Raw genomic sequence first — 25,296 nt, 5'->3', positions numbered from 1 at the left:
CCGTTATCCTTCTGACTTGCCTGTCTGTTTGCCATCAGCGCTTGTGTCCGCACGTGCCCTGGCCTGCGCCTTGCGCCGTGCCATATTGACCTTCAACGCGGCCTTAAGCCGGTCTTCGCGTGCAGCGGAATTACCGTTGCTTTTGGGTGTTTTCTTATCTGCCATAAACCCTGTGTAACTTAGTGTGGAAAAACCGTCCAGATTGCCCTTGCACAGTTTTGAAATTGCCCCTAAAAGCCCCCTCACCGGCGCTGCTGTGTTGCAGAAGACAATCGTTTTCGACAGCACATTGGCTCCAACACTTAGGTAGCTGATCACTATGGGTCCTTCCAGAGCCCGCTAGTTACCAAGTGACCATCTGGAAGACAGTGCGCTGTGGTAGCTCAGTGGTAGAGCACACCCTTGGTAAGGGTGAGGTCGGGAGTTCAATCCTCCCTCACAGCACCATCCATCCCCGATTAGGCTGAAATTTGCCATTCTGGCAAAAGTGATCGGTGACACAGGTCAATGGAATACGTGATTCTTACGAAACATGGTGACTGTTTCGCAGTTCCCTATGACGGAGCCCGGCTCCAAACGCTCCGCAGAGTCCTAGTGTGAATTGGCCAGAGAAGACTTCTATCCCAATTCGAAAGTTTCCGTAGAATCCGAATTTGTATAGGGGCCGCCTACCCTCACAGAGAGACACTTCCAAGCATCTTGGGATCTCCGGATGCGCTTCTGCCGTGCAACAGCAGAATTGAGGTCGCGAATCTGACTTAGGTTACAGACAATTCATCAACACGTAGAGACGTGACACCACAGGCGAAAATGAGCCTCCAGACCGAGCTTTGAACGCTTTTAGGACCACCATTTAGCAGCCGCGTTAAAGCCGCCAAACGCTTGTCTTGGGCCGCCGTGCTAAACAGGTGAAAAAAGAACTGCTTTTTTTCCATCACCCTCTTGCGCGCACCGGCAAGTAACATTAGACAGCCGCTCACTGATGGGGTGTGGCCAAGTGGTAAGGCAACAGTTTTTGGTACTGAAGATCGTAGGTTCGAATCCTACCACCCCAGCCAGTACTTTCTAACATGATGTAGCAGACCGATTGCTCGACCTCAGTGGCTCAGAATGCCCCTATTTATGCCCCTGCGGTTTGGTGGTGCAATTCGGCTGTTACAGGGCCTCTTAGTGGAGCGCTGGTGGTGATACCCACGTGAAGCATTCAGGCAGTGAGTGGGGTATCTAGTGGCGCGGAAGGGGCTGGACTAGTGGGCTGAGGTTCCTGTCTACACTTGTAAGGGCATTTCCGTTTTGGGCTGCTGATGCTGTAGTGTTTTAGACAAGTATGACTGTTTTCGTAATCAGCGAGGGAAAATGGAGCGTCGCCTCACAGCAATTCTTACCATAGACGTTGTCGGCTACAGCGGTCTGATGGCGAAGGACGAAGCGGACACCTATGTTAGGTTGCGGGCTGAACGAAATAACTTCCTCGAGCCTACTGTTGCCACACACAACGGGCACATTATTAAGCTGATGGGCGATGGTGCCCTTATCGAATTTCCCAGCGTGGTCGATGCCGTTTCCTGTGCCATTACAATTCAGGAGAGCGTCGCGAAACGTCAGGTCGATGTTCCGCCCGATCAACGAATTCTGTTTCGCATCGGCGTCAATGTTGGTGATGTGATCGTAGAGGAGGGAGACATTTATGGCGACGGAGTAAATGTCGCCGCCCGGCTCGAGGCGCTGGCACACCCCGGGGGCATCTGTGTTTCGCGCGCAGTTTTCGAATACACGCGCGGAAAGGTCGATCATCCGTTCGAGGCGATGGGCGAGCATCAAGTCAAGAATATCCCCGATCCCATCGACGTCTATCGCGTGGCCATGCAGAATACAGTCGGTAAACCTCCGCGCACGCCACGGACCATGATGCGGTGGCTTACACTCGGGGGTGGTGGAATCGCTGCCATGGTGGCGGGACTTGTGCTCTGGTTTTTGCCCTGGCTTCCGACCTCTTCGCCGTTTCCCCCTCAAGAGTTTCAGGCTCCCGTGGATCGGCCTTCGCTTGTTGTACTTCCGTTCGACAACCTGAGCGCTGATGCCAGCGACGACTATTTCGCAGACGGATTGACGGACGATCTGATTACGGATCTTTCAGGCCTCTCCGGGCTTCTGGTCATTGCCCGTAACACGGCGTTCACCCTGACAGACCAACCTGTCGACATTCGCGACGTGGGACGTAAGCTTGGCGTCCGCTATGTACTAGATGGTAGTGTGCGCCGCGCCGGTGATCGTATCCGTATCAACGCCCAGCTGATTGATAGTCAAACAGGCGACAGCCTCTGGGCTGACCGGATTGAGCGCAACGCTTCAGATATTTTTGCGGTTCAAGACGAGGTAATCCGCCACATTGTCGAAACTCTTTCGGTCCGGCTCTCACTGTCTGAGCAGAAGCGTCTCGAACGCCTGCCGACCCAAAATCTCGAAGCATACGACTATTATCTACGCGCCGAACATGCAGCCCGGACAGGCTTTCGTCCACAGCTGAACGAGGCACTGGCTCTTTACACAAAGTCGACGGAACTCGATCCTGAGTTTGCTCGGGCTTTTGCCGCGACAGCGAGGACCGAGGCCTATGTCATGCGTAGCAACTACGACGATATTTTGGCATTCCCGGTTGCTCGAAAACGAGCCTATGAACACGCCAGCAAAGCACTGAAGATTGACGCAGAACTCTCGTTGACCTATTCCGTGCTTGCGGAATTACAGGTGATCGACAGTCGCTATGAGGACGCTCTAATCTCTGCTGAACGGGCTGTCGCCTTAGGACCGAACGAGGCAGAAGCTTATGCGGCACTGAACCTCGTACATACCTTTAGCGGCCGCCATGCCGACGCGGTTGCAGCCATCGAAACCGCACAAAAGCTGAACCCAAGCCTTCCCAACGGAACCCGCCTCGACGCCAGTTTGGCCTACATGCTTAATGGCCAGCCAGAGCGTGCGGTCAGCATACTCGAACAGGCTCGCGACGCGGCACCGAACGTCGATGAAATTTACACTTATCTCGTTGCGGCCTACACATTGGCAGGTCGCATAGAACTTGCTCACGCTGCAGCCGCAGAGGCAGAGCGTCTGGAAGCAAACATGTCCGTGGAACTATACCGGATGAAGTTTGGACATCTCCGCAGAGCGGAAGATTTGACGACATTTCTTGGCGCACTCGCCAAAGGTGGATTGCAAAAATGGCCATGGGGCTTCGATGCCGGAACCCGCGAGCCCCTGACCGCAGATGAAATCAGGCACGTTACATTTGGGAGCATATGGCAAGGCAATGTCGAAGGGATCGGCCCCGGTGTTACGCAGATCGGTGCAGATGGTTCATTGGCATTTCGTACAATGGCTTACATTGCAACGGGTGAAGTGACCATTTCGGGCGACATGTTGTGCGAACGTGTAGAGTCACTGTCACTCGGTCGAACCGTCTGTGGTCCGATCTACCGCAACGCCGCCTCTTTGGTCGAGGGGGAGTACATGTACACCTACGTAAACGCGACAAAAGTCTTTCATTTTTCGCCAGTCGACTGATCCTGCTTCAGTTGCTCAGTTCCTGCTCCACACGCGCTTTCACTTCAGGCCAATTGGCCTCGGCTTTTGCCAGCCATTCGTCCCTTGAAGGCCCATCAAGCTCACCAACATATTCTGCAGCGTAGACGAAATAGAGTTTGTCATCGATGATCCGCCAGGACGTTTCAGGATCAATGTTTTCTGCGGCGTGTCCGTCCAGACCAACACCAAGTGTACAGTAACCGCCATATTGTGGCGCGTACTTGCCGGGATCATCCGCGAACAAGTTTCGATGCTTTGCGTTGGCGAAATGCCACGGTGTGCCGAGCCAGTTGTAAGAGAACTCTTCCGAACCTTTCATTGCTCGACCCTCAGAAAAATACGCGACCGTGTCATACCCCTTTATTGCCACCCCGCCAAAAAGACCGGTGTTTACCGGGTCGGCCGCAAAAGCAGGGCCGCCGAATGCCACCAGCACTGCGAACCAAAATCGGAGAAAAACATACATTTTCGACCCTCCTGCTATTTGCCATATTCAACGCATTTCCTGTAATATTCTTCTGTCCCCAGCACCTCACTAGGTTGGCAGACCGCGCCGTTTTGCTTTAGCAGCCGCACCATCTCAATCCGGTTTTTTGACCATGCCCCGGTTAGCGCAGAAAATCCGTCTCTGTCTAAGATACTTATATTTACCCCACGCGCGATCAACAGCTGAGCAACATCCACTCTGTTTTCCTCTGCCGCTACGATCAAGGGTGTCGCGCCAGAAACGTTCCGGACGTCTTCAAGACCAGCTCCATTGGCTAGCAATAACGCTGCGACTTTCGCACTTCCAGCATAGGCAGCTGCATGCAAAGGTGTGAACCCGCCAGTGTTGCGCGCCATTACATTAGCGCCACGGTCAATTAGGATTTCAGCAATTTCGACATCGTCGCGCAGCGTAGCTGCTGTTAGTGGCGTTTCCTTGTTTGGGCCTAATGCGTCAACATTCTCACCAGTCGAAATAAGATGTTCGACTGACCCCTGGTCACCCATCTTTGCGGCATCATAGAGCGCACCGGCTTCAGCAAAACCGGATATCAGAGCTAGAGCAAAGGTCGATAGGCCAACGCGTAACATGAAAGGCCCTCCATTTTTACCATACCACGTATTGTAAAAATCCTACATCGATTATTCCACGACTTCGGTTAGATCTGCCCGTTCATTGCAGATTTTGGAGAATATATCTGATGTTGGAATCGTTCGAATCTTGGGTGCGCTATGGCTCTCATCTAGCCAGTATGTAGGCAGTGCATAGCGCTCAATCTAGCCAGTGCCTTAGTCCAAAACTGGGCTTGCTCAGTTCAATTGTACGACTGTAGAAGTGAATGAAGCCCTTCCGGGATGATAACGACCGCTCAGGATGATCAGACCACCTATGAACGTCTATGGGCCGGGATTGCTATGGATCTGCTATCTTGCTCATTGTCAAAGGCCTTGGTCAGGAAAGTCTCTAGTGTAGAGTGCTGGTATTACTTAGGTATCTAAGTACTAGCCCTCTACTAGAGATCCTAACCAAAGCTCCTAAGAAGAAGACCTACTAGGACCCTTACTAGCTTTCCCTAGAAGGGCATGGAAGCGGTCAATGCTCGTAGTCATCCTGAGTAATGATGCTCACAAGTGGTCTGTATATCGGGGTCAATGAGTAGGGTTAGGGATGCTGAGGCAAAAATAAGGGGATGGGGAGCCCGCCCTGACGCACTGAAAGGATGCCCGGACAGGTGTGATTGGTGGTTGTGCTGATTACATCTGAATAGAAATAAGGGCGGAGTTCGATAATCATTACTTCGCCTCAAAACCAGCTCGACGCCTCTTACCATGACTAAGCATCTCGCGTACTATAAAAACTGCAATATGAGCTCAACTTGCCATTAGCTGTAGGTCTTCAAGTGAGTCTCAAAAATGGCGCGTAAGCTCTCCGTGTCACTTGGCCCTCTAACAATTTGCACCATCTCGCCACTCGCATCAAACAACAACAGCGTGACATGCGGTACGCCATATCGTGCAGCAAACGAGCTGCCATCGGGAGTTTTGATATTCGCAACCAGAAACGTAAAGGAATCACTATCGAAGGATTTCAAAGCTTTACGGGTTTGACGTTGAAGCGTTCGACATAACGGGCATTGGGGGTCATGGACTTGAACTATTGACGGCTTGCCTTGCCCGATTTTGGTTAGGTCCGCCTCGCAAATAGAGGCTTGAACAGACTGGACTGAAAAATAACCAACCCCTGCAAGAACGGGAAGCGAAATCGCCCCATTGCGGACAATGCGCAGAAACCGTCGTCGCCCTTCGATTTTAGCTTTCTCAGCAACCGCCGCTGGGTCGATCGGCATACCGACGCGTTTTTTGCGAAGTTTTTTCGGCTGCTTTTTCATGAGTGATCGCACCTTGGGAAAGCTAAAAATAATTAGGGCAACATCGCTAACTTCTGGACAGGGCACAATTCACATTATTTTGAAACGGCTCCTGACTCGCCATTCGCTGCAATGATCACGAACAGCAACGAAGGGCCGGAAATGAGTACGCGGCCATCTCAAGGGGAAGTGATCTCTGGACCTGTCCCGCTTTCGTGCCGCCCCAAGTGCTCGTTTAAGCCACCTTCCGTTCAAAGGCGGTGGGGCTTTTCCAGCCCAATGCTGAGTGGCGGCGCCGGGGATTGTAGAACCCGTTTATGTATTCGAAGATGTCCATCTCAACCTTCCGCCTCGTTTCCCATGAATGCCACCAGAGCAATTCTGCCTTGATGGTTTTAAAGAATGTTTCGACGGCCGCTTTGTCGCTGCAATTACCCTTTCTGCTCATGGATACCTTGAAGCCGTGTTGGCGCAGGATCTTCTGATAGTCGTGTGAACAATATTGGCTGCCACGGTCGGTGTGATAAATGCAGTTTTTGGGTGGTGCGCGGAATGCGACGCTGGGTACGCCCGGTAATCTTGACTGTACCATTACTGGGCTTGTTGGCCAAGGAATGCAGCAACGTCCTTGGGGTAGTTTCTACGATAAAGCCCAGTCTGACCTTTCAGGCAGGCATAGCGAATTCGAGCAGACGACATAGCCTGTTCGTTTCTTGTTAGATTGTGAGGATGGTTCAGTCGAGGACCCGTAGGATCATCTCGAAATCAGGCTCGCCGTATTCGCCAGCCAGTGGCCCTGTGAGAGAATAACTGCCAACGCAGTCGCCGAAGACCTCGGATATTTCGAACTCATGTTCAGGAATATCGTCGAAGGCATGAATGACGACGTGCATTCCTGGGGTTAGAGTGTGTTTGTCGTGCCATGTCTGATCCATGGCTACACCCTCCGGGAGAGGATGTCGGGTAGTAGGAAGCCCCGTGTGAGGCTCAGAGGGAAGGGAAAGGGAATTGGCCTCAGAATATGGCCCAGGTGTTTGCTCTGATCTTCCGGGTCATAAACTCTACAAAAACGCGGGTCTTGGGCGGTAAATGTTGTTTATGGGCAAAGACCGCGTGAATAGGGATGCTGGAAGGGCCGTGTTGGTGATCGGGTAAGATCCGGACAAGCTGGCCACTGTCCAGTGCGATCTGAACTGTCCATGACGGCTGCATGATAATTCCGTAACCAGACAGGGCCGCCGCCATCAGCGCATCGCCATTGTTGCTGTACATCGAGCCACCGACCTTCACAGACTGAGATTGGTCCCCAAGCGTAAAACTCCAACTGTTCTTGCCGGGGTTGGAGCGAAAGCACAGGCAATTGCGTGCCGCCAGATCCGCGACCTGTTCTGGTGCTCCGTGTTGATCCAGATAGGCAGGGCTTGCGCAAGCGACAAGGGTGCTGCCTGCAAGGTTGCGAGCGACGAGTCCAGAGTCTGGCAGTGCCCCGAACCGGATTGCGATATCATAGCCGAGACTGACAAGATCCTCGACCGTGTCCTGCAGTGAAAGGCCCAGGTTGATTTCAGGGTAGAGCGATGAAAATTCAACTAGATGCGGTGCGATGTATTGACGTGCAAATCCAGCAGGCGCAGTCACCCTGAGCAGCCCAGAGGGTGTACCGCTGAGGTCCCGGACGGCGGCGCTGGCCTCGTCCAGGGCGGTCACGATCTGGCGGGCACGTTCGAAGTAGATCCTGCCTGCCTCTGTCAGTTGTAAGCTGCGGGTCGAACGCTGTAATAGGCGGGTGCCCAGGTTCTCCTCAAGCCGGCTAAGCAGGCGCGAAGCTGAGGACTGTGGCACGTTTAGTCGCGCCCCGCCTTTGGAGACGCTGTTTTCCTCAACCACGGTTACGAACAGTCGCAAAGCCAGTTCATTGTCCATTTGATGCATGCCAAATTTGGATAAATCATATCCAACCTGCCAGTCTTATTTATTTTCGGCAATCGATTACATCCTTTGAACACGAGAAACTGATCTCCGGTTTCCGAGCCAAGGATTACAGATGATGACCCACGCAGTTTTGCCGACCCTGCCGCTTCTTGATGAAAACTCTGTATTGCCTGCTGCGGCCGAGCAACTGGCCACAACCAAAAAGGCCATGGGATTTGTACCCAACATGTACGGGTACATGGCCAACCTACCCGCAGTGTTCAGCACTTATAACGCCGGATACGCGGCCTTTCGGAGTGAGGCGGGGTTTTCCTCGGTCGAACAAGAGGTGGTTTTTCTGGCGATCAGCCGCGCCAATGGCTGTGACTACTGTACTGCGGCTCATTCAATGGTGGCGGACAAGATGTCGGGCGTTCCGGCAGATGTGTTGCAGAGCCTTCGTTCAGGTACACCGATATCTGACCCTCGGTTGGATGCATTGGCGCGATTTGCCTTTGGCATGACCGAGACACGCGGCAAGGTAGATCCGTCGCTGATGGATGATTTTCTGAGTGCCGGCTTCACCCAAGAACACGTTTTGGCTGTGGTCTTGGCAATATCCGTTAAGACGCTTTCGAACTACACCAACCATTTGGCTGAGACCCCTCTGGATGCAGCGTTTAGCGACTACGCGGTCTGAATTCGTTCACAAAAAGGAAGGAGGCCTTTTATGGCTACACTTTATTCTGCTTGGTACTGCCCATTTGCACAACGAGCCTGGATAGGGTTGGCACACAAAAAGGTCTCCTTTGACTATGTAGAGACCGATCCATACGCAAAAACAGTAGACTGGATGCGTGTATCGCGCGGGACCGGACAAGTTCCTGTGTTTCAGGTGCAGGAGGAAGGTCCGGATGCGGCAGTCACGGTGCCAGACTCTCTGCGGGTGTTGGAATATATCGACGAGGCTTTTCGGGGACAGGGACCTGACCTGTTTCCCCGGTCCCCGGCAGCCCGGGCGGACACGCTGTACTGGATTGATTTCCCTGGTCGCAAGATTATCCCGTACATGTATCGCGCATTGAAGGCCCCGACGGGCAGTGCAGACGGCGCAGCCGCTCTTCAGGAGATGGAAGATGGATTGGCGGCATTCAGTACTGCGATGTCACCACAGGGGCCGTTTTTCTCCGGGTCTGACATCAATGCGGTTGATATTGCATTTGCACCGTTTGCGTCACGGATTGCTATCATCCTGTCACACTACCGTACCTATTCTGTGCCGCTGTCAGGAGATGTCTGGCAACGATACGCAAAGTGGTTGCGGGCGGTACAGCAATCTGGCCTGCTTAGCGGCACAGAGGGGGACAGAGAAACCTATGTTGAACGGCTGGTGGATTTCTACTTGCCCTATAGTAACGGCGGCGGACAGGCCGATGTTACAGTAGCAGCCTGACAGTAAGTCCCCACAACGATCGCTTGGGCGGGAATATTCGTTTTAGGCGCGGTCGATCAATCGCCTGCCTCTTTGCTTCATCAGCTCTCAATGCAAACGGGTGTTGACAGCTCACCTACCTATCGGTAGATAGAATTCATCTTGCAGCTCACGGACAGGTATGGCCATGAAAACCCACGACGTCGAAGGCTTCCCGAAACCATGAAGAACCTGCGGGATTGACGCACAAGGTTTGCGTCCCGTCCCTCCATTGTTGGCCAGACTGAAACAACCGCCTGACCTAAAAGGACAAGAGATATGGAACTCAATTCCGATTTTTCGACCCGCGTACTGGTCCATTCTGATCAGCTCGAGTGGCAAGCCTCTCCGATGAAAGGCGTCGATCGGCGGATGTTGGATCGCATAGGTGGCGAAGTAGCTCGTGCCACGACCATCGTGCGCTATGCACCCGGAAGCAAGTTTTCGGCCCATACCCATACGGGTGGTGAAGAATTCATCGTTCTTGACGGCGTATTCCAGGACGAACACGGCGACTTTCCCGAAGGCACTTATGTGCGTAATCCGCCGACCAGCGCCCATACGCCGGGTTCGGATGAAGGCTGCACCATATTTGTCAAACTGTGGCAGTTCGACATGGCGGATCGCACCCAGTTTCGCAAAACCATGGCCGAGGAACTGGCTGCTCCGGAGGATGGCATTGCCACGGCCAAACTACATGAAGATGATCGCGAAACGGTGACATACAGCCAACTTGAGGCGGGTGCGATCCTGACCTCTGGTGCGATAGGTGGGATCGAGATGCTGGTTATCGACGGCTCAGTTACGGTGGATGGCACTGTACTGGCAAAGCATGCTTGGCTGCGCCTGCCCGAAGGAAAGGCTCTTTCGGCCATTGCAGGTGCCGATGGAGCAAAAATCTGGATGAAGACCGGGCATTTGCCCTTTGCAGAGAAACCAGCCGTTTGAAGCCTGTGTGCCGAATGGCCCGTGGCGCAACTCGCCAAGGCAGGGGTGGCCTGTGTCACCCCCTGCTCCACGCGATTGGAGTGGTAGCTTCCCATGAAAGCAAGTGAGACATGAAGACAGAAACTCTGATCATCGGTGGCGGCCTGGCCGGCCTGAACCTTGCGTCACAGCTTGCCGAGCAGCAACAGGACTTCCTGCTGGTTGAGGCCCGCGACCGCTTGGGTGGCCGCATCCTGACGGAGCACGTTGGCGGAGGTGCATTTGACCTGGGGCCTGCGTGGTTCTGGCCGGGGCAACCGCGAATGGCCAAATTGGTGGACCGTCTGGGGCTTACCCGCTTTGATCAGTCCTACCAAGGAGATCTGCTTTTCGAAACCGAACAGGGCCATGTGCAGCGGGGCCAGGGATTTGCATCCATGCAGGGAGCGTATCGGCTGAAAGGCGGGCTCGGTGCACTAATTGCCAAGCTGGCCGGTGCCATCCCCGAAGGTCGATTACTACGATCCACACCGATCATTGCACTTGAGCGGCGCCCAGAGGGTATCACCGCAATCGAGGGTAACGGCCAGGCGATACTGGCACAACGCGTTGTTTTAGCTCTACCTTTGCGGATAGCCGACCAGATCGACTTCTCGCCATCGCTGCCAGCTCAGGCCCATAACGCCATGAAAAGCGTCGCCACCTGGATGGCAGGGCATGCTAAAGTAGTTGCGGTCTATGAAAAATCCTTCTGGACAGAAGCTGGCCTGTCTGGCGACGCGATGAGCCACCATGGACCGATGGTCGAAATCCACGATGCGAGTCCTGCGCAAGGCGGTCCTTATGCCTTGTTTGGCTTCATCGGTGTGCCGCCGCGGTCTCGTCTGGATGAACATGAGTTGAGACAGCGCATTCAGGCACAGTTTGTCCGTATGTTCGGGCCAGATGCGGCAGACCCGGTTGCGCTTTTGATCAAGGATTGGGCTTTTGATCCTTTGACTGCAACATCTGCGGACCAAGTGCCGCTGCAGTCCCATCCGGAGTATGGGATGCCGCATGCCTTGAGCGACGTCTGGCAAGGGGACCTTATCTTTAGTGGAACCGAAGTAGCACCCCAGTTCGGCGGATACCTCGAAGGGGCTTTGGAAGCCGCGGAGAATGCGCTCACAAGCCTGAAACACGCAACCGCTTGAGAGCCTGATATCCTGAGGTACCAAGATGTCGTGATGAGTTTTGGCGAACACGCGCAGGGGCACGCTTTGGCAATGTAGTTTTAATAGTGGGTCCCTAAGCAAAATAACAAGTTCAAGTCTGATCCGCCAAATGTTCTATCAGTGCGCGGATACGGGCCGTCAAATGTCTGCTCGGGGGATAGACGGCATAAAGCCCGATAACCCTGGCCTCCTCATCCTCAAAAAGCAACTTAAGCTGCCCAGACTTCAAAAATGGCTGTACTGTATAATAAGGGATACGCCCAATCCCAAGCCCGTCCGCAGCCATATTTGCAACGGCCAACGGTGAATTGGCGCGAAAGTTGCCAGACACCGGAACCGACCCAACACCATTGGGGGTTTTGAAATCCCAACTGTCACCATACCCGGAAATCGTCCGAAGAAGGCAATTGTGGGTGGTCAGTGCGGCTGGGTTCTTTGGCTCGCCATGTTCTCTCAGGTAGTCGGGGGAGGCGCAGCAGACAATTCTCATGTCCATCAACTTGCGTGCGACAAGGCTGGAATCCTTCAGAATTCCAAAACGAACGGCAAGGTCAAAACCTTCTTCAATGATAGATACATGATGGTCAGATAGGTGTAGTTCGATGGAGACCTTTGGGTGGGCCGCCTGAAAGGGTTTCAACATCCGGACCAGATGTGACGATCCGAACCCCGTAGGTGCGGTGATCCGGATACGCCCCGCCAACTCTGACTGCCTGTCGTGAACCAGTCCTTCGAGCTCATCAAACTGCTCCAACAGGGGTAGGCAACGGTCATAATAAGACCGGCCTGTCTCGGTCAGTGCTACGCTACGGGTGGTTCGATTGAACAGCTGCGCACCAAGCCGTTCCTCAAGCTGCCCCACATATTTGCTGGCCAGTTTGGTGCTGATCCCAACCCTTTTGGCACCGTCGGTAAAAGACTGATGTGCCGCGACAGCAGCAAAGGTACGCATGCCCTGGATCGTGTCCATTATGTTCAATCCATTCATAATATTTGAACAAATAGGTACATTATCGCCGGTGACAGCTCAAGCTATTCTTAAGGCATCGCCGGGGACTGACCCTGGCACCGTCAAAGGAAAACACACATGTCTAACGCCATCCGCATTCACGGCTTCCCACTTTCCGGCCACTCACACCGTGTTGAACTGTTCGCCAGCCTTGCAGGTATCAACCACGAGGTCCTGACCGTTGACCTTGCAAACGGTGCCCACAAGAAGGACGATTTCCTTGCCAAGAACCCCTTTGGTCAGGTGCCCGTGATCGAGGACGGTGAGACCGTGATCAGCGACAGCAATGCGATTTTGGTTTATCTGGCCCGGAAGTATGCGCCATCGTACATCCCAACTGATCCAGCTGAAGAGGCCGCTGTGCAAAAATTTCTAACGCTGGCGGCTGGTGAATTGGCCTTTGGCCCCGCCGCGGCCCGTTTGATCAACGTCTTTAAGGCGCCCTTGGATGTGGACTTTACCCACGCTACAGCAGCCAAGGTTTTGGGGAAAATCGAGGCGCATTTGGAAGGCCGCGATTATCTTGTCGGTGATACCCCCACAATCGCTGATGTTGCGATCTATAGCTACACAGCGCATGCTCCCGAAGGAGACGTTTCGCTGGAGCCTTATCCGAATGTGCGCCGCCTGCTGACCAACATCGAGGCGCTTGATGGCTTTGTTCCAATGCAGGTAACACCCGTTGGTTTGCGCGCAGACACTGCCGCCTGAGCCATTTGCCCAACCGTTCCATAAAGGTTGGGCAAACCATTTCTTTGATTTTTTAAATGAGGTTCGCCATGGCCGATCAAGCTCTACTCCAGCAATCGCCCTTTCACTCAGGCGAACAAGACGCCCAAGCCCGTGTCGGCAAGCGCGATGCGATGGAGGCCTTTGGCAAAATCGCAATCCGCCCTTTTATGCCGGACCAACACCGTGCGTTTTTTGAGAAAATTCCCTTTGTCGTTCTCGGGAGTGTCGATGAAGGCGGTTGGCCTTGGGCCTCTATCGTGACAGGGGGAAATGACTTTATTACCTCCCCAAGCGATACCCGCCTTGACCTTGCTGCTATGCCAGTGGCCGAGGATCCGCTGCTGGGGTCCATAAAAAACGGTGCACCAATTGGCATGTTGGGTATTGAGATCCCCACGCGCCGCCGCAACCGAATGAACGCCAATGTGATCGCCACAAGCGAGACTGGGTTTTCTCTGGGTGTGGCGCAATCTTTTGGAAATTGCCCACAATACATTCAAACACGTGACATTGAATTCATTCGCGACCCCGCTGCTAAGATCGACCGCCCCGCCGCTGATCGGTTTACAACGCTTGATAGTGAGGCCACTGCCTTTATCGAACGTTCTGATACGTTTTTTGTGACCAGCTTCATCAACCCGGACAATGGGCTGGTCGCCGAAGGCGTTGATGTCTCTCACCGTGGCGGACGGTCTGGGTTTGTGAAAGTTGATGGTAACACGCTGACCATCCCTGACTATTCCGGCAACAACTTCTTCAATACAATTGGCAACTTCTTGGTGAACCCCAAAGCCGGTCTCATTTTCCCGGATTTTGAAACCGGCGATGTACTAATGCTTACCGGTACTGTTGAAATGCTGTGGGAAGATCACCCTGAAGTCACCGCTTTCAAAGGCGCCGAGCGTGGCTGGCGCTTTACCCTCGACCATGGATTACGCGTTCATGATGCGTTGCCATTTCGAGCAGAGTTTGGCGAATGGTCTCCTAATTCCTTGATGGCCGACGATTGGGCCACATCCATTGCGCGCCAAGAGGTCGAAGAGCAGCGTAACACTTGGCGGACATTGCGTGTGACCAAAATCGTAGACGAAAGCAGCGTTATCCGCTCATTCTATTTTGAACCCACCGACAGCAATCCCTTGTTTTCGTTCGAAGCTGGGCAATTTCTGACCGTCAGGGTCACTCCTGAGGGAAATGGGCCGCAGGTCCGCACCTACACGCTTTCCTCCGCTCCCGGCGATCCGACCTACCGAATTTCCGTAAAGCGCGAGCCGGGTGGTATCGTCTCAAACCACCTTCACGATAGCCTCAATGTCGGCGACACGATCGAGGCCAAAGCCCCCAAAGGTTCGTTTTTCATAGACGCGCTCGAAAAACGTCCCGCCGTGCTGATCGCTGGCGGAGTTGGGATAACCCCAATAATGGCAATGACACGCCATGTGCTCAACGAAACTGTCCGTAAGCGATTCACGCGGCCACTTACTGTTTTTCACGCCGCACATGCCACGGATCAAAGGGCTTTCACCGAAGCATTCCGCGCTGCAAAAACTGATACCGGCGGAAAAATTCGCTATATTTCGGTGATTGGAAACCCTGCAGGCCACGAAACCTTGGGCACAGATTTCGATGCAACCGGCCATATCAATGCCGATATCTTTCGCCAGCATTTGGCTCTGGATGACTATGACTTCTACCTTTGTGGCCCACCGCCCTTTATGCAGGGAGTATACGATAGCCTGCGCGGGCTTGGCGTTCGCGACGCGCGCATTTATGCAGAAGCGTTTGGCCCTGCCGCTCTGGCCCGGACAGCCGACGAAGGCACGGCCCCTGATGCTCTCGAACCAGAGGCTGAACTGGCAGTTGTCAAATTTGAGGCATCAGGCTTTGAGCAGAATTGGGAAAAAGGTGATGGTACCTTGCTTGAAACAGCTGAGGCACACGGGCTGACTCCTGATTTTTCCTGCCGCGCAGGGTCCTGCGGGAGTTGCGCAGTCAAAAAACTGTCAGGCGAGGTAGCCTATCGCACCCCACCAACCGCAGATGTTGCAGAGGGCGAGGTTCTAATCTGTTGTTCTGTTCCAGCAGAGGGCAGCACCAGCCTTGTTCTTGACCTGTGATACAATCGTAAAATGGATCGCCTTTTACGGCCAACAAAGGAGCCTCGGCGCACTTCAACTGGTGATCCGGAGTCAAGTTACATAACCAGAGATCAATTCTTCTTGCCTGCGCCGTAAAAAGGTTTTTGACGGCGCAGGCAAGAATGACAGTTCAGCAGCCAATCAGATCAAAAGCTCACGATAACCTTTCCCAGTTGTGTGTTGGACTCCATGTGCTGGAAGGCCTCAACGCTCTGATCGAAGGTAAACAACTTATCATCTGCGACGGGAGCAATCTGGCCTGATTTGAACAATGGCAAGTAATAGTCGACAGCTGCGCGCAGTCTGGTTAGATCGACCAATAGCTCATAAACCATGTAGCACCCAATAGTTGCACCGCTGTGCATCAGTGCAAACACTGGCAGAGGTGTCTCGGCAGCATCAAGTACCCCATAGACGTTGATCTCTGCGCCCTGCTTCAAGCCGCCAATGATCTTTTCGAGTTGTGGCCCGCCGACCGGGTCAAAAACAAAATCAGCGCCTTCACCAGTGATTTCTAACAAGCGCGCGGAGATATCCTCGTCCTCGGAAATGATAACAGCGTCATAGCCTGCCGCCTCAAGCGCGGCTTTTTTGGCGACGGTTCGGGTAATACCAATCGTTTTAGCCCCAAGGTGATGCGACAGGCTATTTGCTGCAAGCGAGACACTGCTGCTGGCCGCTGGAAGCACGATCCAGCGCCCGGGTGCAGCAAGCCCCTTTTCGACGAAATGATGGTAGATGGTCAAAAACGGCACCCATGCGGTTGCAGCCTTCCTATCGGTCAGCCCCTCAGGTGCAAGTAGCAGCTTTTCCTGTGGCACGTTGTTATAGTCGGCGGCATAGCCATGCGTGCTCTCGTTGTCCGGCGGCAACAGATTGACCCGCTGACCAATGACATACTCGGTGACATCAGCGCCAATGGCGTCAACTTCGCCCACGCCTTCGGTCCCGATCCGAGAAGGGAATCTGGCCTCGAACACATACGTGCCGCTGCGAAACAGCGCATTGGATCGGTTTAGCGCCAGCGCCTTCATTCGCACCCGAACCTCTCCAGCAGCGGGTTCTGCAATGTCGATGGTCGCCTTGTCCAGCACTTCGGGGCCGCCGTATTCGGTGAATTCCAACAGACGCGTGGTGGTTGGGGCCGTTGAAACAAGGGGATATTGGATTGTCATGAGTGTCATCCTTTAGGAGAGGTTGGATCACCGGCTGTCATTGACTAGCGATCCAACTGCGAAATGTTTTTGGGAATTTGCTGGTACTACGCGGCCTTGTGCAGCCCGCCGAGGCCAACAACGGCATCGACAAAGCCCTGAAACTGCTTTTCGGGCGCAAAGGGGGCTGGATTGTCGAACCCGCGCTGAACGGCAGGGCGGGCTGCAACGCGATCCCACCAGTTATTCAGGTTTGCATTGGCCGCCAGCGGCAGGTCGCTACAGGCTGGATGAAGTCCGCAAAGACGGATCCATGGTGCCACCGCCATGTCAGCGATGGTAAACTCATCCCCTGCCAAGTAGTCCTGACCCTCAAGTCGTGTATTGAGCACGCCCATAAGACGGCTGACCTCGGTGAAGTATCGGCCTGTGACGTCCGGAAATTTGTTGCCCCAGGCTGCGGCAAAAACCAGATATTGCCCAAACATGGGCCCTACCGAGGCCATCTGAAACATCAAAGCTTCGATTGTAGCGGTGCGTTGTTTTGGATCAGAAGGAAGGAACTTACCGGTTTTTTCCGCAAGGTGGATAAGGATCGCACCGGATTCCGTGACAACCTGCCCATCATCCACAAGAACCGGGATTTTTTGATTTGGGTTAAGAGATGTAAAGTCTGGGGTCTGCTGTTCGCCGCCCAGGAACACCTGGTGCGTCGCGTACTCGAGGCCCATTTCCTCAAGCGCGATGGAAATTTTCAATCCGTTGGGTGTGGCATCCGTATAGAGATTAAGCATTGTTTTGCTCCGTAAGTGGTGCGCAAACCAGTCGCTTACGCCGATGGCTCTTAGTTAAGAGCCTATGTGAACCGAAACTATTCTGGATTTTTCCGGAAGGGTGGTGCAAATATCAACCAATGGACAATTGGGACGATATTCGATTCTTTCTGGCCGTGGCGCGATCAGGGTCTGTAAGGGCGGCAGCCTCTGCACTGGGTGTGAACCATTCAACGGTGCTGCGACGGGTGTCGCAATTAGAGGCCCAGCTGAGCGCACGGCTGTTTGAAAAGCTGCCATCAGGCTATGCATTGACCCCAGCTGGTGAGGAGATCCTTGAACTGGCCGCGGATATGGAAAATGCCTCATCCAAATTACAGACACAGGTTTTTGCCCGCGACCAAAGTCTGTCCGGTACGTTGCGCGTGGCGATGCCGCCATCATTGGCAACAGACCTGTTGATGCCGGACCTTGCTGAATTCGCTAAACAGCATCCAGCGATCGAACTGCAAATCATCTCATCTTACGACACCGTGAACCTGACCCTTCGACAGGCAGATGTTGCAGTGCGGCTGGTGTTTGACCAGATGACACTGCCGCAGCATTTGATCGGATCGAGACTGCAGGATGTCCATCGTGGAGTCTATATTTCGACAGAACTGCTCGACAATATTCAAACGGGTGATTTGTCCAATGTTCGATGGATCCTGAAAGAGGAAGATGGAGCCGCGCCAAGTTGGGCGGCCATTCCGGAGATAGGAGCAGAACAGCCTCCAGTAATCGTCAATGATCTTGCATCTCAAGTTGCTGCGGCAAAAGCCGGGATGGGCGCCACGATTTTGGCTTGCTTCATTGGTGACCTCGACCCCTGTCTTGTACGTGTTCCCGGCAGCATCACGGAATACTATGGAACAATCTGGCTGTTAACACTGGACGATACACGTAAGACCAAACGGGTCAGAGTATTTTCCGACTTCATCAAATCCCGGATTGCCGCTCACGCTAATGTTCTAACAGGTAGCAATTAGTACCGAACCCGCGATCAACGCAGATACAAAAATCATTCATTCGTTGATCCGGACAGAGATTTGCAAGAAACTCTCTGCACATCGTAGACATGCAGAGAACATCAAGTCTGATCAGAGTAGTAGCTCTGCCAGTTGCGTGGGGAGAGAGAGTGTTGGGAAATGCCCGGCTTCAAGAGTATGGATTTGATCCACTTTCCAATTGCCCAGCATTTCGTCCTGCAACTTCGGAGACACCATTTTGTCCAGTGACGTGCGAATATAGGCCTTCGGCACGCGACCGAAGTTTTCATCTGTTACGACCACCTTGGTGACAAAGGGCTCTGTCGACTGAGGAAGGTCTTTGACATAGGACAGCGCGCCCTGAATGTCCTTCTCGCTCACATCGTGAAACGCCTTGCTGCGCCATGTGGTCTCTGACGCTGTCGCATAACTTTGGTCCTCGGCAAAGGTGAGCTCTGGTAGGAACTCCCCATCCGGATCACGCTGCATAGCCTCAAGGATGCTGTCGCCGCTCTGCAATAGAAATGCAGCCACATAGTACAGCTTTTCAACTTTATCGGGCACCTGTTCGGCTGCTTGCGAAATGATCGCCCCTGCCAAACTGTGTCCGACCAGTTTGACCTGCCCATCGGCTTGATTGATGGCTTCAACTACAGCCTGAACATAGCTATTCATCGTCACCTGTGACAGGTTCTGCTCGTTTTCCGGGCTACCAGGTAGGGCTACGGCAGTCACCTTATGACCATTTTGCTCCAATGTTGGGCGGGTTTCGTTCCAGCTCCATGCGCCTTCCCAAGCGCCGTGTACCAAGATGTAATGTGTCATTTTTTATTCCTTTGATGAGGGTAAGTGTTTTCGCTGTTGATGACGAAGGGATTGGTGGGAATTAGTCGAAGTATGGAGAATTCGAGTATCGGTTCGCCTCCTCCGACTGGGATGCGTTAAAGACACGGGTATAGGGGGCGGCCTGCACGGCAATTGCCGTTTTAGGCACCACGTCCAAGGCATAGGCCCAAGCGGTTTCAACCGAGTCGAAGGCGTAAAACCCACCCAGGGTGTTGGTCCGCAGACCGCTGAGCCAGGTCTTTGCCAGCAACCCAGGCTGGGTCTTCAGAACCGGGTTGCGGTCCCGCCATGGCGCGTTTTCAAACGGCACGGACACCTGCATTTCCGCATAGACAAACGCTTTGACTGGTTTGGCCAATACTCCAGCAAAATGAGGTGAGTTCATCTCAAGACTGGCGCATCGAACCGATGGGGCATCGAACAGACGTGAGACATATGTAACACCAAGCGATCGCGCTTTGTCGGACAGTGTTTTTGTTGCGAACAGTGTAGCGTCACCTGCGTCCGCAAAGGTGTAGAAACCAGCTGAAGTGTTGTTACGGTTGTCCGATAACAAAGTGATATCCAGCAATCCTAAGCCCTGAAGATCAATTTCTGGGCCAGGCTGGCCAAGGGTGGAGTTAACTGGATCTGGGCCATGAAGTTCTGCGTAGACAAAGGCTGCGGGGGGCATGTCCTGTCCTTTTCAATGTGTGGAGATGGTCAGTGACCTAATGGGCTTAGTCGGCTTCGATCAGTTCGATCCTGTAGCCATCGGGGTCTTCGATAAATGCGATGATCTCGCGGTGGCCTGTTTCGTCAGGGGCCATCTTCATGGGACCGGGCGCACGCACGATGTTGACGCCTAAATCAACAAGGTGACTACAGGTTGCCTCAATGTCGCTGACCTCAAGCGCAATGTGCCCGTAACCAGAGCCATGTGAATAGCCATCATCATCCCAATTATGGGTCAGTTCGATCAGCGCATTACCGTCGTCATATCCAATGAACACCAAGGTAAAACGCGCGTCGGTAAAGGTTTCCCGGCGAAGCTCACGCAATCCCAAAGCATCGCGGTAAAAACGCAAGGACCGATCCAGATCACCAACCCGGATCATTGTGTACAGGATGCGGCTGGGCAATATTGTGCTGTGAAGTGTCATCTTGAAATCTCCTGTAGGGAGGGACCTTAGCCCCAGTTTTCCGGGGCTAAGGCGTGCCAATGGATCAGTTGGTGGCTGTCTGGGATGGGATCAGGCGAAACGAGATTACCTTTGCGGGGACTTCGGTTGAGCCGTTGCTGATCTTTGTTTCAGATACGCTTTCCAGCAGCGAGAAGCTCTGGCCTGCCACAATGCGCTGCGTCTCAACGCCTGGGGCCTCGATGACAACAACCCCCTCGGCAACAATGCCCACTGTTGCCACATCACTCTCGATAACAATTGTGTCGGCTGCGGGAATGTTAGCTTCGTGAACGTCGACCCGGTTGATGTCTGTGTCCTTCAGATCAAAGGTTGGCAGAGTGCGGCGGTCGATGGCTTCGGTGGGCGCCTCCTCAAAGACAATGAACGGCTCGCCTTCCTGCTCCAGATTGAAGTCAATGAAGATGGCTTCTTCAGTGGCCGATGCGTTGTCAAAGCGCAGGATCCGCTGATCCACGGGTTCAAAGAAGGCATCGCCTGCGTTCAGAACCTGCGGCTTTTCACCTTCAACCTGATAAATGATCGAACCTTTGGCGACATAGCCAACTGCAGGTGCATCATGGGTGTGGACCGGAGCAACCTGGCCAGGGGCAAAGTGGAAGTCACCTGCTTCTACCTGAACAACTCGGCGTGTCTCAAAGTTGGCGGTCAGCAATTTAACCGAGCTGGCTTGTGTTTCAGCCGACGGTGCAGTGGCGAGAAACCCTGCTGTGGCAAGAGCAGCAACGGCAGTGAAAGTGCGGGTTTTGGTGAAGAAAGTGTTCATTTTCATATTCCTATTGGTTTGCTCAGGAGGATTCCCGATGCACATGTTTCTTGGGTCAGAGAGAATATCTCTCTGGGCGGGATCGACTTACGGTGTTGGTTTTTCCGAAGGTGACCCGATCGTCGGGCCTTTCCGGATAGGCAGTTAATTAGCTTGCGTTTTACAAGGCGTAATTCTTCCTAACTTTACACCTTGCGTTTTGCAAGATGTTTTTTTAAAAAGTTCGCATGACAAAAAATAAAGCAAAAATCAGACAGACAGGGTGCCCCGTCGCTTTTGGTCTGGATATCTTTGGTGACCGGTGGACGCTGCTGGTCATTCGCGAAATCATGCTGCGCGGTAAACGGACCTACAGCGAGTTCATGGAGATGGAAGAAGAAATTGCCACCAATATCCTGATCGACAGGCTGAAATCCCTGGAAGCTGAAGGACTGGTGAATAAGGAACGTGATCCAGAAAACCGTCGGAGTTTTCTGTATTCACTGACCAAGAAAGGCCGTGATCTGGCGCCAATCCTACTGGAGATCATCATCTGGAGTGGTGAACACGACAAGCGTTCATTTGCTTTAACCGAGGTCCTCAAGAAAATTGAAGCGGACCGAGAAGGATTTGAAAGTGGGCTCAGATTAGAAAAGGGGTGCTGAAACATGCATGGAACGGATGTCCCTTTCGGGCGTACCGATCCGGGCTCGCGCCATTATACGCCCACCGACTTATTGAAGCATTGTATCCACCGCCATTCAGGCAGTGTGTAAGCTTTAGTGTTCCTCTCAGCCACTCTCCTGCATGATGGACCAGTCGCGGTTTGATGCCGCTCCTTTGATAGCATTTATTGCATCATGTCAGGAAGTAATGGCTGGGGTGGTGGGAAAACCAGCGGGGTGATCCCTTTCATCGGATTAGTCAGTGTGACCTCGGAAATGGGGTATTTCTGGGGGCCTTTTCCTCGAAACTAGAGTGAGACCTACGGGAAGTACTGGTGGATCCTGGACTGGGGTTGGTGCAGTTGTCGGGATGCAGAGGCACTGTACTAAGGGTCTACGATAAGGGACGGGTACCTGCCGGGCGGCAAGAAATTCGGGCCAAAGCATGAGACGACCCTAATACAAGCTCATCATGCGGGGGGAAAGCACTCTTCTTTTGGAATGGTAGCTGAGTTCACGACTGAACAGTCCTGACATTGTGCCCGGAAATAGACTGGTTCTCCGAATAAGGTCGAAATTTGCCAAAATCCCCCCAGTCGTCTAAACTATTAGTCCTAGATGACATGGTAGTTGGTTTTAACGCAGAGGGGATTGCTCATGCGTGTCTCATTGGTTCTTTTTCTATTTTCTACGACAGCTTTGCTTGGTGGATGCCCGCCGATTGAAAACTATGAAGTGAATTCAGACCCGGCACCGGTCTCTCCAGAAGTATCCAACAGCGTTCCAAGTAGTGGATCCGGCGGCTCTGGCTCTTCCGGTGGCTCTTCTGGTGGTGACAACGGCGGCGGTGATAGCGGTGGCGGCGACGGTGGAGGCGGTGGCGGCGACGGTGGAGGCGGCGGCGGTGGAGGTGGTGGAGGCAGTTGGGGATGACTCGTCGGCCCAACCAATCCACATTTGCAGCACTCAATCTGGCAATTATAACATTAGCAATATCGCCTCAGGGCCTTGCAGCAACAACTGACACCACCGCGCCTGCTCTCTCAACCACGGCTTTTGAAAAGCCCAAATCAACGGGTGCAACGGAAATTGCCGTTGTTGTTGGAATCCAAAACTATACTCATGTAACCGACCTGACCAACACACTGAACGACGCACAGGCAATGTCTGCCATGCTCAAATCCTTCGGCTACACGGTTTACGAAGGCTATGACTTGGACAAACGCGGTTTTGAAACGCTGCTGCGTCAGGCCGCGCTAAACATCCGGGTTGGTGGACAGGTGTTTTTCTATTATGCCGGACACGGCATCCAGCTCGGGCGGCGCAATTATCTGCTTACCAGTGATGCTGCGCTGACCGACATTCACGATCTGCCGTTCCAGTCGGTCACTCTGGACCGGGTGTCAGCCATTCTGGGAGGCAAAGCCAACAGTCAGATCCTGATGCTGGATTCCTGCCGAGACAACCCGGTGCCGGATATTAAAGTCACCGCAGATATCGGGGCTGAGCTGTTTGAGGCCCGCGAGGGATTTGATGTCTTTCGCCCGCCGCTGAACACGTTAGTGGCCTTCTCAACCTCTCCCGGTGCCACCGCGCTGGATGGTGAGCCGGGTTTCAACAGCCCCTACACCGCCTCCGTCATCCGGCAGTTTCCCGCGCGTCCCCAGGACGATGCAATCACAATTCTGTCGGCTGTACGCGGAGAAGTATACAAGCTGACCGACAGCACACAGGTCACTTGGGAAAGCTCGACTTTGACTGAAAAGCTGTTTGTGCGCCCCAGCACTCAAGCAATTGATATTCAGCCAAATGACGGTGGTAACCGTGGCTTGTCCTTGGTTGAAACTCCCCAATTCATGACGATTTCCGCACCACTGGGACGGTCCTTGGAGCTGGCCCCGGAAATCCTGCCTTTCTTGTCACCCGGAACGGAAGTGTCGATCACGACGCGCCCGCAATCCGGTGTCTCCTCAATTGAGCAATCCACCGGTAAGGCGCTCAGCCTAAGCTACACTCCAAAACTGGACGAAATCGCATCAAACAACACCCCGAATGTGAACCGTGTGGACAGTATGGTTTTGCGATTGGCACAGGGCGAAGACGAAAGAAATATTACCTTGAATCTGGAAATGGTTGCATCCCCCTGCGATCTGGAGGCCGGAGATCTGTTGGATCTGCAAGGCGTCGGACTGTACCGGTTTCCAAATGAAATCGATGTAGCGGCAGCAGAAACCGCCTGCCGCGCGGCCACTGTGCAAGCCCCTGAAATTGGCAGATTTCATTATCAACTGGGCCGGGCCCTTCAGGGTCAGGGGCGGTTGACCGAGGCCTTTGCCGCATTTCAAACTGCCGCCGATCTGGGCCATGTGCGTGCCTATAACGCCTTGGCCTATCTCATGATTTCACCCAACCTTGACCGCAACGTCGTTGCCATTCCGTTTGACCAACAGTCGGCCAACGACTTGTGGGACAAGGGTATCACTGCGGGCGACCCATTTTCGATGCACGCACGCGGAAAGCGGCTGTTGCACAGCTCCACCAGCCTGGATGACCACAGACGCGGGTTCGAATTGCTTAGCCGCGCGGTTGAATTGGGTCATACCTATTCTCTGAACGAATTGGGTGTTTTCTATTTGTGGGGGCCAAAAGAACTGACCCAACCAAAACGCGGGTTATCTTACCTTAACGCCTCGGCCGAACGCGGCGACATCTACGGCATGGCAAATCTGGGTTATGTGTATCGTGATGGTATCGCTGGTCTGAGCAAAGATCCCGCTGCGGCCAGAGATCTCTGGGCTCAGGCCGCCGAACTGGGCCACCCTACTGCGCCGGCCGAGATCGCCCGAATGATCATGCAGGGCGATCTGCCCGACAGCGATGCGGTAGAGGCACTGTCTTGGAATGATATGGGATTGCAGCGGGGTGATGCCTGGGCCGGAGCCAATGGAGCATGGATTGCCCTCAATAAACTATCCTCACGTATTCCAACCCACTCTGTGGTTTCCCGCGCGGGTAAGGTTCTTGCGCTCAATAACCCAGAGGCGGGCGCTGCGGCCCAAAAATTGCTGGGCGAATTGACTGACAGTGATATCAATGCCGGAACCCAGGCAATATTGCAGAGCCTAGGAAGCAATGTCACCCGAGACGGGCAATTTGGACCCGCCTCACGCCGGGCTTTAAACAACGCTGCGATCAAAGCAGGACTGTCTCTCAAGTCACCGGAGAATGCCATTGACCGGCTTAGGTTTGCGGCTCAGATTCATTGGGCACTGAACCCCATACGTCAGGATCTGTTCTGAACGCTAGTTGACCCTGAGCCCACACTGATTAGCGTTGGCTTTTGAGCGGCGGAAATGGCCTGGCAGTCATATGCTTTGGCCCGGACATCTTATCTCTCGATGGGTACCCGTCCCAGATCCAATCACATAGCTGAGCCAGCAGAGGATGGTCCGAGCAGCTGTGGACGTCGATTGGGCGGGAGTGCCAGCAGATCTCAATATCCCCACGACTTCTCTTTGTTCTGGTTAGGAAGGAAGAACCTGGATCTTCGCCCTCCGCCTTCT

General features: G+C 53.6%; 25 protein-coding genes, 2 tRNA genes and 1 pseudogene. 13 read left to right on the top strand and 15 right to left on the bottom strand.

The genetic code is table 11. The features are described from left to right. Nucleotides 1-3: 3 nt before the first annotated feature. Nucleotides 4-318: a hypothetical protein gene (locus EBB79_RS02810; RefSeq protein WP_127747459.1), complete on the bottom strand. Its 315-nt coding sequence runs from the start codon at nt 316-318 to the stop codon at nt 4-6. Between the two features lie 54 nt (nt 319-372). Between EBB79_RS02810 and EBB79_RS02805 the strand changes: the two genes are divergently transcribed. After that, a tRNA-Thr gene (locus tag EBB79_RS02805) sits at nt 373-447 on the top strand. A 311-nt stretch (nt 448-758) separates the two neighbouring features. Here EBB79_RS02805 and EBB79_RS02800 read toward each other — a convergent pair. Beyond that, nucleotides 759-965 (bottom strand): hypothetical protein, encoded by a 207-nt coding sequence (locus EBB79_RS02800; RefSeq protein WP_127747457.1) that lies wholly within the window; start codon nt 963-965, stop codon nt 759-761. An 18-nt stretch (nt 966-983) separates the two neighbouring features. Between EBB79_RS02800 and EBB79_RS02795 the strand changes: the two genes are divergently transcribed. Both EBB79_RS02795 and EBB79_RS02790 read left to right on the top strand, forming a co-directional pair. Then, a tRNA-Gln gene (locus EBB79_RS02795) sits at nt 984-1,058 on the top strand. 298 nt (nt 1,059-1,356) lie between these two features. After that, nucleotides 1,357-3,564, top strand: a complete 2,208-nt coding sequence (locus EBB79_RS02790; protein WP_127747455.1) for an adenylate/guanylate cyclase domain-containing protein — start codon at nt 1,357-1,359, stop codon at nt 3,562-3,564. Between the two features lie 7 nt (nt 3,565-3,571). Here EBB79_RS02790 and EBB79_RS02785 read toward each other — a convergent pair whose 3' ends face one another. From EBB79_RS02785 to EBB79_RS02760, 6 genes and pseudogenes are all read right to left on the bottom strand, one after another. Then, nucleotides 3,572-4,051: a YHS domain-containing (seleno)protein gene (locus tag EBB79_RS02785; RefSeq protein WP_127747453.1), complete on the bottom strand. Its 480-nt coding sequence runs from the start codon at nt 4,049-4,051 to the stop codon at nt 3,572-3,574. A 14-nt stretch (nt 4,052-4,065) separates the two neighbouring features. Then, a complete protein-coding gene (locus EBB79_RS02780; protein ID WP_127747451.1) occupies nt 4,066-4,662 on the bottom strand; it encodes an ankyrin repeat domain-containing protein in 597 nt (198 codons plus the stop codon). A gap of 791 nt (nt 4,663-5,453) precedes the next feature. Continuing rightward, on the bottom strand, nt 5,454-5,960 hold the full coding sequence (locus tag EBB79_RS02775; RefSeq protein WP_127747449.1) for a thioredoxin domain-containing protein: 507 nt from the start codon (nt 5,958-5,960) through the stop codon (nt 5,454-5,456). Between the two features lie 214 nt (nt 5,961-6,174). After that, a pseudogene (locus EBB79_RS02770) lies at nt 6,175-6,501 on the bottom strand (DDE-type integrase/transposase/recombinase); the annotation flags it as partial. Between the two features lie 172 nt (nt 6,502-6,673). Further along, nucleotides 6,674-6,874 (bottom strand): hypothetical protein, encoded by a 201-nt coding sequence (locus EBB79_RS02765; RefSeq protein ID WP_127747447.1) that lies wholly within the window; start codon nt 6,872-6,874, stop codon nt 6,674-6,676. 79 nt (nt 6,875-6,953) lie between these two features. Continuing rightward, a complete protein-coding gene (locus EBB79_RS02760; protein WP_164860734.1) occupies nt 6,954-7,862 on the bottom strand; it encodes a LysR family transcriptional regulator in 909 nt (302 codons plus the stop codon). Between the two features lie 124 nt (nt 7,863-7,986). On the opposite strand from EBB79_RS02760, the gene EBB79_RS02755 reads away from it, so the two are divergent. From EBB79_RS02755 to EBB79_RS02740, 4 genes are all read left to right on the top strand, one after another. Beyond that, complete coding sequence (locus EBB79_RS02755; RefSeq protein WP_238704980.1) at nt 7,987-8,550, top strand: carboxymuconolactone decarboxylase family protein; 564 nt, start codon at nt 7,987-7,989, stop codon at nt 8,548-8,550. A 30-nt stretch (nt 8,551-8,580) separates the two neighbouring features. Beyond that, on the top strand, nt 8,581-9,303 hold the full coding sequence (locus tag EBB79_RS02750; protein ID WP_127747441.1) for a glutathione S-transferase family protein: 723 nt from the start codon (nt 8,581-8,583) through the stop codon (nt 9,301-9,303). A 297-nt stretch (nt 9,304-9,600) separates the two neighbouring features. Continuing rightward, nucleotides 9,601-10,269: a cupin domain-containing protein gene (locus EBB79_RS02745; RefSeq protein ID WP_127747439.1), complete on the top strand. Its 669-nt coding sequence runs from the start codon at nt 9,601-9,603 to the stop codon at nt 10,267-10,269. 110 nt (nt 10,270-10,379) lie between these two features. Next, the gene (locus EBB79_RS02740; RefSeq protein ID WP_127747437.1) at nt 10,380-11,441 is read left to right on the top strand and encodes a flavin monoamine oxidase family protein; all 1,062 of its coding nucleotides are present in this window, start codon (nt 10,380-10,382) and stop codon (nt 11,439-11,441) included. A gap of 112 nt (nt 11,442-11,553) precedes the next feature. Here the strand turns inward: EBB79_RS02740 and EBB79_RS02735 are convergent, their stop codons facing one another. After that, entirely contained in the window at nt 11,554-12,432 is an 879-nt protein-coding gene (locus EBB79_RS02735) for a LysR family transcriptional regulator (protein WP_127747435.1), read from the bottom strand. 117 nt (nt 12,433-12,549) lie between these two features. Between EBB79_RS02735 and EBB79_RS02730 the strand changes: the two genes are divergently transcribed. Then, entirely contained in the window at nt 12,550-13,182 is a 633-nt protein-coding gene (locus EBB79_RS02730) for a glutathione S-transferase family protein (protein ID WP_127747433.1), read from the top strand. A 68-nt stretch (nt 13,183-13,250) separates the two neighbouring features. Beyond that, nucleotides 13,251-15,320 carry an FAD-binding oxidoreductase gene (locus EBB79_RS02725; RefSeq protein WP_202977635.1) on the top strand — a complete coding sequence of 690 codons (2,070 nt, stop codon included), beginning with the start codon at nt 13,251-13,253 and terminating at the stop codon, nt 15,318-15,320. Nucleotides 15,321-15,487: 167 nt separating this feature from the next. Here the strand turns inward: EBB79_RS02725 and EBB79_RS02720 are convergent, their stop codons facing one another. Both EBB79_RS02720 and EBB79_RS02715 read right to left on the bottom strand, forming a co-directional pair. Further along, the gene (locus tag EBB79_RS02720) at nt 15,488-16,516 is read right to left on the bottom strand and encodes a zinc-dependent alcohol dehydrogenase family protein (RefSeq protein ID WP_164860733.1); all 1,029 of its coding nucleotides are present in this window, start codon (nt 16,514-16,516) and stop codon (nt 15,488-15,490) included. Between the two features lie 86 nt (nt 16,517-16,602). Next, nucleotides 16,603-17,289, bottom strand: a complete 687-nt coding sequence (locus EBB79_RS02715; RefSeq protein ID WP_127747427.1) for a glutathione S-transferase family protein — start codon at nt 17,287-17,289, stop codon at nt 16,603-16,605. Between the two features lie 119 nt (nt 17,290-17,408). Between EBB79_RS02715 and EBB79_RS02710 the strand changes: the two genes are divergently transcribed. Further along, nucleotides 17,409-18,296 carry a LysR family transcriptional regulator gene (locus EBB79_RS02710; protein ID WP_127747425.1) on the top strand — a complete coding sequence of 296 codons (888 nt, stop codon included), beginning with the start codon at nt 17,409-17,411 and terminating at the stop codon, nt 18,294-18,296. A gap of 111 nt (nt 18,297-18,407) precedes the next feature. Here the strand turns inward: EBB79_RS02710 and EBB79_RS02705 are convergent, their stop codons facing one another. The 4 genes from EBB79_RS02705 to EBB79_RS02690 form a co-directional block, all read right to left on the bottom strand. After that, nucleotides 18,408-19,121: an alpha/beta fold hydrolase gene (locus EBB79_RS02705; RefSeq protein ID WP_127747423.1), complete on the bottom strand. Its 714-nt coding sequence runs from the start codon at nt 19,119-19,121 to the stop codon at nt 18,408-18,410. A gap of 61 nt (nt 19,122-19,182) precedes the next feature. After that, nucleotides 19,183-19,815 (bottom strand): hypothetical protein, encoded by a 633-nt coding sequence (locus EBB79_RS24660; RefSeq protein WP_202977634.1) that lies wholly within the window; start codon nt 19,813-19,815, stop codon nt 19,183-19,185. 46 nt (nt 19,816-19,861) lie between these two features. Beyond that, complete coding sequence (gloA, locus tag EBB79_RS02695) at nt 19,862-20,284, bottom strand: lactoylglutathione lyase (protein ID WP_127747420.1); 423 nt, start codon at nt 20,282-20,284, stop codon at nt 19,862-19,864. A gap of 64 nt (nt 20,285-20,348) precedes the next feature. After that, a complete protein-coding gene (locus tag EBB79_RS02690; RefSeq protein ID WP_164860732.1) occupies nt 20,349-21,089 on the bottom strand; it encodes a cupin domain-containing protein in 741 nt (246 codons plus the stop codon). A 227-nt stretch (nt 21,090-21,316) separates the two neighbouring features. Between EBB79_RS02690 and EBB79_RS02685 the strand changes: the two genes are divergently transcribed. From EBB79_RS02685 to EBB79_RS02675, 3 genes are all read left to right on the top strand, one after another. Beyond that, entirely contained in the window at nt 21,317-21,733 is a 417-nt protein-coding gene (locus EBB79_RS02685) for a winged helix-turn-helix transcriptional regulator (protein ID WP_127747416.1), read from the top strand. Between the two features lie 657 nt (nt 21,734-22,390). Continuing rightward, a complete protein-coding gene (locus EBB79_RS24355) occupies nt 22,391-22,666 on the top strand; it encodes a hypothetical protein (protein ID WP_164860717.1) in 276 nt (91 codons plus the stop codon). After that, the gene (locus EBB79_RS02675; protein WP_127747414.1) at nt 22,663-25,032 is read left to right on the top strand and encodes a caspase family protein; all 2,370 of its coding nucleotides are present in this window, start codon (nt 22,663-22,665) and stop codon (nt 25,030-25,032) included. Before EBB79_RS24355 ends, EBB79_RS02675 begins: the two co-directional genes overlap by 4 nt. The last annotated feature ends 264 nt before the right edge of the window (nt 25,033-25,296 follow it).

Origin of the sequence: Parasedimentitalea marina (assembly GCF_004006175.1) — a bacterium.
Classification (GTDB): domain Bacteria; phylum Pseudomonadota; class Alphaproteobacteria; order Rhodobacterales; family Rhodobacteraceae; genus Parasedimentitalea; species Parasedimentitalea marina.
The sequence above is the reverse complement of the archived record's forward strand: the minus strand, read 5'-3'. Positions and strand labels throughout refer to the sequence as shown.